The organism is Novosphingobium beihaiense (genome assembly GCF_022832375.1).
Classification (GTDB): Bacteria; Pseudomonadota; Alphaproteobacteria; order Sphingomonadales; family Sphingomonadaceae; genus Novosphingobium; species Novosphingobium beihaiensis.
This window is the reverse complement of sequence record NZ_JALHLG010000003.1, coordinates 68,287-81,741: the sequence shown is the minus strand read 5'-3', so window position 1 is coordinate 81,741 and position 13,455 is coordinate 68,287. Positions and strand designations below refer to the sequence as shown.

Here is a 13,455-nt window from a genome sequence, read left to right as displayed (position 1 = left end):
CCCCGGCAAAGCATCCATGCTGGCGTAGCACGCGGAGGGTTTGTGTCGGAATTTATGAGGACGGTTCAGGACGATATCGATCGCGATGATGAGGCAGCTCCGGTGGAGATGCTTGCGTCGCTGTTCGAAGCGCGCGACTGGCCCTTCGAATATTCCAGCGAGGACGAAATCTCCGCGGAAGTGAAGGGGGCCTGGACAACGTATCAGCTCCAGGCGGTCTGGCGCGCCGAGGACCGGGTGCTGCAGCTGCTGTGCCTGCCTGATGTCCGTATTACCGAAGGCAAGCGCGCGGCTGTGTTCGAAGCGCTGGCGATGATCAACGAGCAGGTCTGGCTGGGGCACTTCGATGTCTGGTCGAATGGCGGCGTGGTGCTCTTCCGCCACGGGCTGATGCTGGGCGAGGACGGCTTGCTCGGGCCTGGTCAGGCGCAGATGGTGGTGGAAGCCGCGATCGAGGAGTGCGACCGCTTCTATCCGGTGTTCCAGTTCATCCTGTGGGGGGACAAGACCCCGCAGGAGGCGCTGGCTGCCGCACTGGTTGATGCGGCCGGGGAAGCCTGAGGGCTCCCCTTGGCAGCGCCCGCATGCTGGCCTAAGCGGGCGGGCATGGACCGTTTTCAGAACATTCTACTCGTCGGCTGCGGCAACATGGCCGGCGCTATGCTCACTGGCTGGCTGGCCGGAGGCATTCCGGCCTCGCGTTTCACTGTCGTCGATCCGCACCGCAGCGAGGTGCCCGATGGCGTGACTTTGCTGCGCACGCTGCCCGAGGGCCGCTTCGATGCGATCATGCTGGGGGTTAAGCCGCAGGGGCTGGACGATGTGGCCACGGTTCTGGCGCCGCTGGCCGGGCGCGAGACGGTGCTGTTCTCGATCCTGGCAGGTGTCGAGTTCGACAGTCTCTCGGCGCGCTTTCCCGATGCAGGCGCGATCGTGCGGATCATGCCGAATCTGGCTGCTGCCATCGGCAAATCGCCCATCGCGCTTGATGCACGGGGGCTCGATGAGATCGGCCGCTCCGCTGTCACGGCGATGATGGCGCATCTGGGCACGCCGGAATGGCTGGCCGATGAAACGCTGTTCGATGCCGTTACGGCGCTGGCGGGCTGTGGTCCGGCTTTCGTCTACCGCTTTATCGATTCGCTGGCGGCTGGCGCCGTGGCGCTGGGCTTGGATGAAGGGCAGTCGCAGCGGCTGGCGCTGGCGATGGTGGAAGGCGCGGCCCAGCTCGCCGCATCTTCGGAGTTTTCGCCCGGGGAACTGGCCGACAAGGTGGCCAGTCCCGGCGGTTCGACCCGCGCGGGCATGAACGTGCTCGATCAGGATAAGGCACTGGCGCAGATCGTGGCCGCAGCGATGGCGGCCTCGCGTGACCGCAATGCCGAAATGGCGGCCGAAGCGCGCAAGGGATGAGCCGAAGCACCTCTAAGGGAGCTTCGTACAATTTGTCACAAATGTTCAGGCCCGGTTTTTCTTGAATCTTTAGGAATACGGCCCGATATTGAGGATGTCCGGGGACCGCGTTGTGCGGAAACCCCCGTGAAAGGGAGTTTGAAATGGCGAATTGGAACGACCCCCAGCCCCGTCAGGGCTTCGGTGCGTCGCCCAGCCTTGACGGACGTGCGGCTGGCCAGGCCACCTATGACATGGGGCTGCGGCGGCACATGTTGTCGATTTACAATTACATGGCCTCTGGTGTCCTGCTGTCGGGCGTTGTCGCGATGCTCTTCGCGGAATCCGGCATGGCGATGCAGATGATGACGTCGCCGCTGCGCTGGCTGGTGATGCTGGCCCCGCTCGGTTTCGTCTTCGCGATCAGCGGCGGCGCCAACCGTTTCCAGGAATCGACGCTCAAGATGCTCTACTGGGGCTTCTGCGTGATCATGGGCCTGTCGCTCTCGACGATCTTCCTGGTCTTCACCGCGAGCTCGATTGCGACCACGTTCTTCGCGACCGCGGCGGCCTTCGCGGGGCTTAGCCTCTATGGCTACACCACCAAGAAGGATCTGTCGGGCTTCGGCACGTTCCTGATCATGGGCCTCGTTGGCATTCTGGTGGCGATGCTGATCAACCTGTTTGTCGGTTCGACCGTGCTGCAGCTGGCGATCTCGGTTCTGGGCGTGCTGATCTTTGCCGGCCTTACCGCTTATGACACGCAGATGCTCAAGAACCAGTACTACCACCTGCGTGGCACCGAATTCGTCGGCAAGGCGGTCGTGCTCGGTGCGCTCAGCCTCTATCTGGACTTCATCAACATGTTCCAGTTCCTGCTGAGCTTCCTGGGTCAGCGCAACTGAACTTGGGAGCTGTGATCGCGCCGTATTGACGCGGTAATCCACAGTCTCGATTCGACTGATAGGGATGCCCGGTGCGTTTCGTCGCACCGGGCATTTCTTTTACCGCATGCTGGCGCTAGATATCACTGGGCGTGATGGAGTGAGATTGGGTGGATTACCGCAAGTTCAAAGGCCTTGGCCGCAGGCTGCCGCTTCTGGCAGGTTCGGCGATTGTTCTGACCGTGGCAGCGCTTTCGGGCTGTGCGCCCACACCGCCGCCTCCGCCGCCGCCTCCGCCGCCCAAGGTCGTGGTCATTCCGCCGATGCCGGTGCCGCCGATGGGCGCTCCGCTGGAGATGACCATTCCGCCGATCGATGCCAATGGCAACCGGCACACGGTCAACTCCGGCATTTCCACCTCGCAGGCGGTGTGGAACCTGCGGTCTGCCTATAACGTTGCTGCGCTCAACTGCGTGGAGCCGGAATACGCGCCGATCCTGACGGGCTACAAGCGGTTCCTGGATGTCTATGCCAAGCAGCTTGCGGCCGCGAACAAGGAAATCGGGGCCAGCTTCCGCACGCAGCACCGGGGGCGCGCGGCCATCGTGGCGCGCGAATCCTATCAGACCCAGGTCTACAACTTCTTCGCCTTGCCGCCGGTTGATCCCGATTTCTGCAAGGCGGCGATGGAACTGACCACGGAACTGGAAACCGTGGCGCCGGGGCAGTTCGATGCCTATTCCTTCGTGGGCCTGGCCAAGATGGAAAAGCCGTTCAAATCGTTCTTTGACAGCTATGAGAAGTACAAGGCAGACCTTGCGGCCTGGCAGGCCCGCTACAGCAGCGATCTGATCACGGTGCGTCCGGATTTCGATCAGCAGGTGCAGCAGCAGGCGGCCAGTTCGAACAGCTATCAGCCTTAGGGGACTGGCTGCCTCCTCGCGCGGAATCTTTCCCCTGGCGCATTTTTGCTCTTTCATGGCGAAGAGGTCTTCGCTAAGGGGTCGCCTCCCGGCGCGGCATGAAATGCACCGGGGCGATACTGGAACGGGGCCGTAGCTCAGATGGGAGAGCGCGTCGTTCGCAATGACGAGGTCAGGGGTTCGATCCCCCTCGGCTCCACCAGTAATTGATATTTTTGCTGACCGGCCGCACATTGCTGCGGCCGTTCGCGTTTTGGCGGACCAGAAATCGCCGCAGACAACCCGCCGGAAACATAACCCATGCACTTTCTCGATCAGGCCAAAATCTACATTCGCTCCGGCGCAGGCGGGCCGGGTGCGGTGAGCTTCCGGCGTGAGAAGTACATTGAGTACGGCGGGCCCGACGGGGGCAACGGCGGGCGCGGCGGCGACGTGGTGTTCGAAGCAGCGGCTGGCCTCAATACCTTGATCGACTTTCGCTATACCCAGCACTTCAAGGCTCCGCGCGGCGGCCACGGCATGGGCAAGAACCGCAATGGCGCGGCGGGCAAGGAACTGGTTATCAAGGTGCCGGTAGGCACGCAGATCGTCTCGGACGAGGACCGCGAGACGGTTCTGGCGGACCTTACCGAAGCCGGGCAGCGGGTGGTCATGCTTGAAGGCGGGCTCGGCGGGCGCGGCAATGCCAGTTACAAGACGAGTACCAACCGCGCGCCCCGCCAGCACCAGCCGGGGGAGCCCGTGCAGGAAATGTGGGTCTGGCTGCGGCTGAAGCTGCTGGCCGATGTCGGCCTTGTCGGCACGCCGAACGCGGGCAAATCCACGTTCATCAACAAGCTTTCGAACACCAAGGCCAAAGTGGGTGACTACGCCTTCACCACGCTGCGTCCGCAGCTTGGCGTCGTGCATCACAAGAACCGCGAATTCGTGCTGGCCGACATTCCCGGCCTGATCGAGGGCGCGGCGGACGGTGCGGGAATTGGCGACCGTTTCCTGGGCCACATCGAACGCTGCCGCGTGCTGGTTCACCTGATCGATATCTCCAGCGCCGATCCGGTCGAGGCGATGCAGATCGTCGAGGAAGAGCTGGAAGCCTATGGCGGCGGGCTGGAAGAGAAGCCGCGTCTGGTCGCGCTCAACAAGATCGATCTCGTCGATGACGAACTGGCAGCGGATTATGCCCGCGAACTGCTCAAGGCCGGGGCGCATGAAGTGTTCCCGATTTCCGGCGCGACCGGCAAGGGCATCAGCAAGCTGCTCGACGCCGTGATCGAATACCTGCCCGCTGCGACCGTGACCGAACGGCCGGAAGGCGAGCAGGAAGAGGCAGGCGAAAAGCCCTGGTCGCCGATCTGATCTTTGCCGTCCCCGGTCAGAACGGCAGGGGCGCGATGTCGGGCTCGATCCAGTTTTGGCGGGCCGCGTTACTGAACAGCGTTTCCCGGGGCCAGTAGCCCAGGAGCCAATTCGCCTTCCCTAGCGGGGAGGCTGTCAGAGCCGTCAGAACATAATGCAGTGGGTTTGTACCGGCATGTGGTTGCGCATGTGGTGCGCGCAGGCCTGCATGATGGTGTGATGGTAGCCGCTGCGTCCGCCCATCCGGTTCCCCGCCGCGACTGGCCGCGCAGGGAAGCGCTTCCCCCGGCGCGGGAATTCTCCTAGAGGCATGGCCGTCCATGCCTATCGCTGCTCTCTCCGACCTTGCTGACGCGTCGCAGTGCCCGCTCCTTGTGATCAAGGTCGGCTCCGCCTTGCTGGTGGGCCACGATGGCGTGCGGCGCGGATGGCTTGCCGGGCTGGTGGAAGAGATCGCCGAAGCGCGTGGGCGCGGGCAGCAGGTGATTGTCGTATCCTCGGGCGCGATTGCGCTGGGCGCGGCAACGCTGGGGCTGGACAAGGGAGGACGCGGGTCGCTTGCCGACGCGCAGGCGGCGGCGGCCGTGGGGCAGATCGCCCTGTCAGGGCTCTGGACGGAGCTGCTGGGCAGCCATGGCCTGACCGCCGCGCAGATGCTGCTGACGCTGGAGGATCTGGAGGACCGGCGGCGTTACCTCAACGTTACGGCAACGATTACCCGGCTGCTCGATGCCGGCGCGGTGCCGGTGATCAACGAAAACGACTCGGTCGCCACCAACGAAATCCGCTTTGGCGACAATGACCGGCTCGCGGCGCGCGTGGCGCAGGCGGCCAAGGCGAGCGCGGTGCTGCTGCTTTCGGATATCGACGGCCTCTATGACCGCCATCCCCGCGAAGAGGGCGCGCGGATGATCCCTGTGGTTGAAGGGGTGACGGCCGAGGTCAAGGCGATGGCCAGCGCGGAATCGAATTCGGGCATGGGGTCCGGCGGCATGGTTTCCAAGCTGCAGGCCGCCGAAATCGCCGAACTCGCGGGTATCTGCCTTGTCATCGGCAATGGCCAGCATGACCGGCCCGTGGCGCGGATCGCCGGGGAAGGGATTGGCACGGTATTCCTTCCGCGCCGCAATGCCGGGGCCCGCAAGGCCTGGCTCGGCGGGCGGCTGCGGCTCAAGGGCAGTCTCGTTGTCGATGCCGGGGCAGCCGCTGCTCTGGCGCGCGGTTCCAGCCTGCTGGCGAAAGGGATCACTGAGGTGGAAGGCGTGTTTGAACGCGGCGATCCCGTCGCCATTGCCGACAATGCGGGGCAGGTTATCGCGCATGGCTTGTCCGAATACGATGCAGCCGAATGTGCGGCGATCACCGGGCTGCATTCCAGCGAACAGGCCAGTGTTCTGGGCTATGCGCCGCGATCCGCCGTGGTTCATCGCGATCAGATGGTGCTCAAGTGACTCAGAATGGACAGCCCGCCATTGCGCTGACCGGCGCCACCGGGTTCGTCGGGCAGGCCGTGCTCGATGAGGCTTTGATGGCCGGGTATGCCGTGCGTGCGCTTACCCGGCGCGAGCAGCCCGAACGGGACAATGTGCAGTGGGTGCGCGGCGAACTGGCTGACAGGGCCTCGCTGGCGGAACTGACGCGCGGGGTGGAGGCCGCCATCCATGTCGCGGGTGTGATCAATGCGCCCGATGCGGCGGGGTTCGAGGCAGGCAATGTCACAGGAACGCTCAATCTGATCGAAGCGATGGTGGCCAGGGGCATTCCGCGTTTCGTGCATGTTTCTTCGCTGTCGGCGCGCGAGCCGGGCCTTTCCGACTATGGCACGTCCAAGGCGCGCTCGGAAAAGCTGCTGAAAGCCAGCCCGCTCGACTGGACCATCGTGCGTCCGCCCGCGATTTATGGTCCGCGGGACAAGGAGATATTCGAGCTGTTCCGCGCCGCGCGCTGGGGTTTTGTGCCGGTGCCCGCAGAGGGACGCGCTTCGGTGATCCATGTGGAGGATCTGGCACGGCTGCTGGTAGTGCTGGCGCGCGGTGCGGGCCGGGTTTCCGGCCAGACCTTCGAGCCTGACGACGGCAAGCCGCAGGGCTGGGGTAACGACGAACTGGCGCGTGCGATCGGCATGGCCATGGGGCGGCGCCCGAAAGTGCTGGGCCTTTCGCGCAAGTCGCTGGAGATGGCCGCCAGGGCGGACCGCTTTTTCCGCGGCACCAAGGCCAAGATGACGATGGACCGCGCTGCATACCTCAGCCATCCCGATTGGGTGGTTTCGCCAGACGCCGCCGTTCCCGCGCCGGTGTGGCAGCCGCGGATTGCCACGCAGGACGGGCTGAAGGCTACGGCGCAGTGGTATCTCGAAAACAAATGGCTCTGAGCGTCCGGAATCAAACTTAGGGGCGTTACGGGACTGTTGCGTGAAAACAGGTTCGCGCTAACAGGGCGGTTCCATGACAAAGCACCTTCTCACGTGACCGGATTTAGCCTGAACCGCCTGCTCGCGCGGTGGAACATCGACCCTTACCTGCTGTTGCTGGTTAGCACGGTGGCGCTGGCTTCGGTGCTGCCTGCGCGTGGGATCTGGGCGGATGTGGCAGGCGGTGTTGCCGATGTGGGCATCGCGCTGCTGTTCTTCCTGCATGGCGCCAAGCTTTCGCGCGAGGCGATCATCGATGGGGCCAAGGCGTGGAAGCTGCATCTGACGACGATGTCGCTGACATTCGTGCTGTTCCCGGTGATCGGGCTTGGCGTGCAGGCGATTCCGGGCCTCGATCCCACGCTGACGATGGGCGTGCTGTTCCTGACGCTGCTGCCGTCCACTGTGCAGTCCTCGATCGCGTTTACGGCGATTGCCGGGGGCAATGTCGCAGCGGCGGTGTGCAGTGCCTCGTTTTCCAACCTCGCCGGGATTTTCGTGACGCCGCTGCTGACCGCGCTGCTGATCACCGGCCAGCAGGGGGGCGGTTTCTCCACCGATCCGGTGATCGCGATTTCCGTGCAACTGCTTCTGCCGTTCCTCGCCGGGCACTTCCTGCGCCCGTGGATCGGGGACTTCGTGACCCGGAACAAGAAGGTTCTCGGCTATGTGGACCGGGGATCGATCCTGCTCGTGGTTTATACTGCGTTCGGCGCGGCGGTGCTGGAAGGGCTGTGGAGCCGGGTTACGCTGGGCGAACTGGGGCTGATCGCCGGGATTTCTCTGGCAATTCTGGCGGTGGTGATGATTTCGGCCACGCTGGTCGGCAAGATCCTGGGCTTTTCGCGGGAAGACCGCATCGTCCTGCTGTTCTGTGGCTCGAAGAAGAGTCTTGCTACCGGCGTGCCATTGGCAGGCGTGCTCTTCGCGCAGGCGCAAGTGGGGGCGGTGATCCTGCCGTTGATGTTCTTCCACCAGATCCAGCTGATGGTCTGCGCCGTGCTGGCGCGCCGGTTCGCCGCGCAGGCGGAAGCCGAAGCCGAAGCGTAGCAGCACGCTCTGGTCCCACAGCGCCTCCTTGTCCTGCACTGTATCGGAGCAGGATTTTCGCCTTGAATTCCCGGACTTTTCCTGCCGCATTTGCGAAGCATTATTGGTAAGCGCTGCCGTCTTGGCAGAGAATGGGGCATGAACTTTATAGAAAATCTTGGAATCTTAGTGTCTTCAAATACGCGGGAAGCAAAGAATCAAATGACGCGGCGTGACCGTCATTTGTGCCAAATTAAAAATTTGTATCCGCATAACCTCTTATAAGCGCAAGGCTCCAATGTTCAGGGATGAACGTTACCCCGGCAATCATAGCGAAGCGGCGGGCAGTCCATTTCGGCCGCACTGAAGAGGGGTAAAAAACAATGTCCTTTGGGTCCGTGCAAGGCGCAGGCTGGCTGCGCCGCCAGTCTATCGCCCGCCGGCTCAGCCTGCAGTCGGTGACTGCGGTCGTCCTGGCACTCTGTCTTGTCGCTACGGCGGCGGTTGGTTCCTTCCTGTCGTTCCGCATGATCGGACTCCAGGAGCAGACTTCGCAGCAGGCGCTCTATGCAGCGTTGCTGGAGAAGGATTTCGCTTCGCTTGAGCGCGATGTGTTCCGCAATGCCGTTTACGGCACCAAGGCTTCCGACGAAGACTGGAGAAGCAACGCCAAGGACCTTGAAACGTCGATCAGCGATACCCGTGCGCACGTCGATGGGCAGGAAATCGGGCAGGTCGATATCGTGAGCGGCAAGGCGCAGGATTACGTCGGTGTGGTCCAGGATGCCTTTGCACAGGGCCGGGCGAACCAGGCTGCGCTGGACCGTGTTTCCGCTGCCGGTAACGCAGTCGACGACAACATCGAGAAGATCCGCGATCCGGTTATCGCGCGAGCCAAGGAAATTGCCGAGGCGCAAAGCAAGCTGGCAACCTGGGTCATGATCCTGACCGTGGGTCTGGCCTTGGCGGCGGGCGTGGTTTCCTATCTGCTGGCCCGCGCCATCCGTAACAGCATCGGCGATGAACTGGATTCGCTGCGCTCCGCGATCGGTGCGATCGAGGCCGGGCGCTTTGATGAAGAGATTGCCAATACCGACCGGACCGATGAAGTCGGCGATCTGGCTCGTGCGGCCGCGCGTCTGCGCGATGTCCTGAGCAGCAAGGAAAAGGACGATGCCGAGGCTCGCCGCATGATCGAACTGGTCGGTGAACGGCTGCGCGCCATGGCTGCGGGCGACCTCACCGTGGAACTGCCGCATCTGGGTGCGGCCTATCGCGAGCTCGAAAAGGACTTCAACGCCACGGCCGTGCGCCTGCGGGAAGCCATGGAATCGGTGTCGCGTTCGACCCATGCGATCCGTACCGGTTCGATGGAGATCAGCCAGGCGTCCGACGATCTCGCCCAGCGCACCGAGCATCACGCCAGCGAACTGGGGCATACCGCCAGTTCGGTCAGCACGCTCAGCCAGGCCCTGCAGGATACCGCGAACAATGCCTCCGAGGCGCATCGCAGCGTCGATGCCGCCGTTGGCGAAGCCCGGCGCGGCGGAGAAGTGGTCAGCCAGGCGGTTACTGCCATGGAGCAGATCGAGAAGTCGACTGGTGAAATTGGCCAGATTATCGCCGTCATCGACTCTATCGCCTTCCAGACCAATCTGCTGGCTCTGAACGCGGGCGTCGAAGCCGCCCGTGCCGGTGACGCGGGCAAGGGTTTCGCTGTTGTCGCTACCGAGGTTCGCGGGCTGGCCCAGCGGTCGGCCGAAGCGGCCAAGGACATCCGCGCGCTGATCGAAACCAGCTCCGGCCAGGTGGCCTCGGGCGTCGACATGGTGCGCAAGACGGGCGAGGCGCTCAAGACGATCATCGAACGGATCGATCTTGCAACCGAAGTCGTCACGCGGATCAACACGGCCTCCTCCGAGCAAGCGCGTAACCTGCGCGATACCAACGATACCATCAGCAAGATGGACGTGGTTACGCAGCAGAACGCCGCCATGGTCGAGGAAGCGACCGCCGCCGCCCGCAGCCTTGCCAGCGAAGCCGACAATCTCGCCGCGCTGGTTGGGGGCTTCAACATCGGCAGCGATACGGTGGTGCCGTTCAGCCCGGCTCAGGCCGCAGCGCCCGCACCCCGCCGTACTCCAGCCGCGCGTCCGGCCCCCGCTCCGGCTGCCGCCGCCGCCTCGGTGGCGACCGCGCAAGTCATCGACGAGGCGGACTGGGCAGAGTTCTGACCATACGACACTAAACCCGCACCCCATGTGGGCTCAAAGGCCCGTCTTTCTCCGGTTCCGCTGATGCGGAGCAGGGGGAAGGCGGGTTTTGTCTGTGCGGCCCGGCAGGAATGTATACAACATAACGGCTTTTGTTAGAATTTCGCGTGGACTTGAAAGCCGCGCCGGGCCCGCAGGGTGCAGCGCCCACTCCCGCAATTCCCTCAGAATATGATTTCCCATGTCTCATAGTCTTGCCTGCTGCCGCAGAAATTGACTGGAGCGGCACTCGCGCTGTTACCGGCCTGTGGCGGGAAGGACACGGCTGTTCGACAACTGTCTATATGTGTACGAAGGGCAGGATTTTCGGATTGACGGAATTTAATCCGGAGCGATAGTTCGAAACTGAAAACTATTCATCTCGATTCTGAACAATCAGAACGGAGACTGACCGCCAAAGGCGGCAGAGGTTTGGGAAAAATGGGAGGGAGTGCATGAAGCTACACCACAGGACGATTCTGCTTGCCGCAAGCGCACTGGGCGGATTTACTGCTGCACCAGCCATGGCGCAGTCGGTGGATCAGGGCAGTGCCAATGACATCATCGTTACTGCACAGCGCATCGAGCAGCGCCTGCAGGACGTGCCGATTTCGATCACGGTCTACAATCAGGAACAGCTTTCCAACCAGAACGTGACCAGCGCCAAGGATCTGGCCACGTTCACGCCGGGCCTGCAGGTCAACAGCCGCTACGGTTCGGACAGCACGAACTTCTCGATCCGCGGTTTCACGCAGGAGCAGCGCACATCGGCCACGGTGGGTGTGTACTTCGCCGATGTCGTGGCGCTGCGCGGGTCCGGTGCGACGTTCGGCGGCGATGGCGCCGGTCCGGGCGCGCTGTTCGATCTGCAGAACATCCAGGTGCTCAAAGGGCCGCAGGGCACGCTGCAGGGCCGCAACGTCACGGGCGGCGCGGTGCTGCTGGTACCGCAGAAGCCGACGGATCTTTACGAAGGCTATGTCGAGGGCGGTCTTGGCAACTATGACATGCGCCGCCTTCAGGCCGTGATCAACGTGCCGCTGGCCGATACCTTCAAGGTGCGCCTGGGCATGGATCACATGGAGCGTGACGGCTATCTGAACAATATCAGCAGCCTGGGCGACGGCTCGCAGGGCAACCACGGCATGGGCGATGTCGATTACTGGGCCTTCCGCCTCAGCACCGTGGCTGAACTCACCCCCGATCTCGAAAACTACACCATCTTCACGTATGGCAAGTCGAAGAGCAACGGGAACATTCCCAAGATCATTTCCTGCTCGGATTCGATCACGTCGCAGACCCAGGGCATCCTCACCCGCGCGCAGTGCGAGGCGCAGATGGAGCGCGAAAGCGGCCATAGTCCCTGGACGGTGGAAAACCGGATCGCGGATTCGTTCTCACAGATCGAGCAGTGGCAGATCATCAACACCACTACCTGGGTCGCGACAGACAATCTGACGGTCAAGAACATCACGTCCTACGGCGAATTCCGCCAGAAGCTGAACCTTGACCTGTTCGGCTCCTATTTCCCGTCGCCCTATCTGTTTCCGGACCTGACCAACCCCGATGTCACCTCGCCTGGCCAGGTTACCGGCTTCGCCTATACCCATTCGCATCCGGTGGCGGGGTATACCAATGCCCAGTCCTCCTTCGTCGAGGAACTGCGTTTCCAGGGCAATTTGGGTGACAAGCTGAACTGGCAGGCGGGTGCCTATATGGAGCTCAACAACCCGCTCAACTTCTCCGGTGTGCAGACGGCGACATTCACGGCCTGTACCGATATCGATACGCTGGATTGCGCGGGCTTCGTGCCGGGCTTCTCGCTGGGGACGATCAACAATCAGCTCTCCAAGACCAAGTTCAGCGACTATGCCCTCTATGGTCAGGCCAGCTACAAGATTACATCAGCGCTGAGCCTTACCGCAGGCCTGCGCTACACTTGGGACAAGACCGATGCGCGTATTCGTTCGGTCAGTGTCTATCCCTGGCCATTGCTGGGTCAGAACCTGCCGGGCCTGATCGCCTTCTGTGCGAACCAGACGGCACCGGGGGCGGGCACGCTCTTCGATCCGGCCGACCGCTACGACAAGTGCGAACAGCACCTGGTCCAGAAGTCCAGCGCGCCGACCTGGACTCTTGGTCTCGAATATCAGCCCACGCCGGATATCCTGGCCTATGCGAAGTGGTCGCGGGGCTACCGCGCGGGCGGGCTTTCCCTGTTCGGGCCGGATAGTGCGCCGGGCGATACCAAGAACCTGCAGCCCTACAAGCAGGAAAAGGTCGATGCCTACGAAGTGGGTGCGAAGACCTCCTGGCACGGGGCCATTCCGGGCAGCTTCAACCTGGCGGGGTATTACAACAAGTTCTCCGACCAGCAGCTGCTGCTGGGCGCGATCATCGGCACAAGGCCGAATGCACTGGTCGCCAATGCGGGCAAGTCGCGGATCTGGGGTATCGATGCGGACCTCAACGTGCGCCCGTTCGAAGGCATGAACATCGCGGTGTCCTATGCCTATCTCAATACCAAGCTGCAGGCGTTCACTTCGCCCGATCTGGGTTCGTCGGTTGTTCTGACGCCGCCTGAAGTCGGGGGCCCGATCCCCAATAGCCAGCCGCACAAGCTGAATATCTCGGCCAACTATACGCTGCCGCTCGATGAATCGATCGGCAAGGTGACGCTGGGCGCGACATGGGTCTACACGGCGGGCTATCAGGCCGTGGCATCGAGCTGCCCCGGCGTCTACGATCCGACGACATCGCCGCCAGCCAATGTCGGCTGCTTCGACGGCACTCAGACGTTCGGGTACGTCGATTCCGTTACCGGGGCCTACACCAACGATGCGATCAATGCGATTTCAGGCCGTCCGAACACGTCGATTGCCGGGGTCGACAACGTCAATCCCGATGGCGGCCGCATTCCGCATTCCTACATTCTCAATCTGAATGCGACCTGGGAGAATATCGGCGGCCTGCCGGTCGATATTTCGGCCTTTGCGACGAACATCACCAACAAGGTGACTTACGTTTCGCTCAACGACAACACCTCGCGCAGCTTCCGTTCGGCACTGCTGGGCGAGCCGCGGATGTACGGCATTCGTCTGAAGCTCAAGTTCGGCCAGTAAAGGGGCCGGCCGGTAACGGCCGACTGGCTGAAAACAAAGCGGCGGGTTCCGGGAGACCGGAGCCCGCCGTGTCCGTTCGCGCCT

Annotated in this window: 10 protein-coding genes and 1 tRNA gene; all 11 read left to right on the top strand. The window is 62.8% G+C overall.

Annotation, left to right across the window (positions count from 1 at the left end; translation table 11 throughout):
- The first annotated feature begins 54 nt into the window (after nt 1-54).
- A complete protein-coding gene (locus MTR66_RS01735; protein ID WP_243917370.1) occupies nt 55-561 on the top strand; it encodes a type III secretion system chaperone family protein in 507 nt (168 codons plus the stop codon).
- Nucleotides 562-606: 45 nt separating this feature from the next.
- The gene (locus MTR66_RS01730) at nt 607-1,413 is read left to right on the top strand and encodes a pyrroline-5-carboxylate reductase family protein (protein WP_243917369.1); all 807 of its coding nucleotides are present in this window, start codon (nt 607-609) and stop codon (nt 1,411-1,413) included.
- 143 nt (nt 1,414-1,556) lie between these two features.
- Nucleotides 1,557-2,297 carry a Bax inhibitor-1/YccA family protein gene (locus MTR66_RS01725; protein WP_243917367.1) on the top strand — a complete coding sequence of 247 codons (741 nt, stop codon included), beginning with the start codon at nt 1,557-1,559 and terminating at the stop codon, nt 2,295-2,297.
- Nucleotides 2,298-2,446: 149 nt separating this feature from the next.
- Nucleotides 2,447-3,199: a hypothetical protein gene (locus MTR66_RS01720; protein ID WP_243917365.1), complete on the top strand. Its 753-nt coding sequence runs from the start codon at nt 2,447-2,449 to the stop codon at nt 3,197-3,199.
- Between the two features lie 126 nt (nt 3,200-3,325).
- Nucleotides 3,326-3,401, top strand: a tRNA-Ala gene (locus MTR66_RS01715).
- A 98-nt stretch (nt 3,402-3,499) separates the two neighbouring features.
- The gene (gene obgE / locus MTR66_RS01710; protein ID WP_243917362.1) at nt 3,500-4,555 is read left to right on the top strand and encodes a GTPase ObgE; all 1,056 of its coding nucleotides are present in this window, start codon (nt 3,500-3,502) and stop codon (nt 4,553-4,555) included.
- 320 nt (nt 4,556-4,875) lie between these two features.
- Entirely contained in the window at nt 4,876-6,006 is a 1,131-nt protein-coding gene (proB, locus tag MTR66_RS01705; RefSeq protein ID WP_243917360.1) for a glutamate 5-kinase, read from the top strand.
- On the top strand, nt 6,003-6,929 hold the full coding sequence (locus MTR66_RS01700; protein ID WP_243917358.1) for an NAD-dependent epimerase/dehydratase family protein: 927 nt from the start codon (nt 6,003-6,005) through the stop codon (nt 6,927-6,929). The genes proB and MTR66_RS01700 overlap by 4 nt, the downstream gene beginning before the upstream one ends.
- A 108-nt stretch (nt 6,930-7,037) precedes the next feature.
- On the top strand, nt 7,038-8,018 hold the full coding sequence (locus MTR66_RS01695; RefSeq protein ID WP_243917963.1) for a bile acid:sodium symporter family protein: 981 nt from the start codon (nt 7,038-7,040) through the stop codon (nt 8,016-8,018).
- Nucleotides 8,019-8,380: 362 nt separating this feature from the next.
- Complete coding sequence (locus MTR66_RS01690) at nt 8,381-10,231, top strand: methyl-accepting chemotaxis protein (protein ID WP_243917356.1); 1,851 nt, start codon at nt 8,381-8,383, stop codon at nt 10,229-10,231.
- Between the two features lie 473 nt (nt 10,232-10,704).
- Nucleotides 10,705-13,371 (top strand): TonB-dependent receptor, encoded by a 2,667-nt coding sequence (locus MTR66_RS01685; protein ID WP_243917353.1) that lies wholly within the window; start codon nt 10,705-10,707, stop codon nt 13,369-13,371.
- Nucleotides 13,372-13,455: the final 84 nt, after the last annotated feature.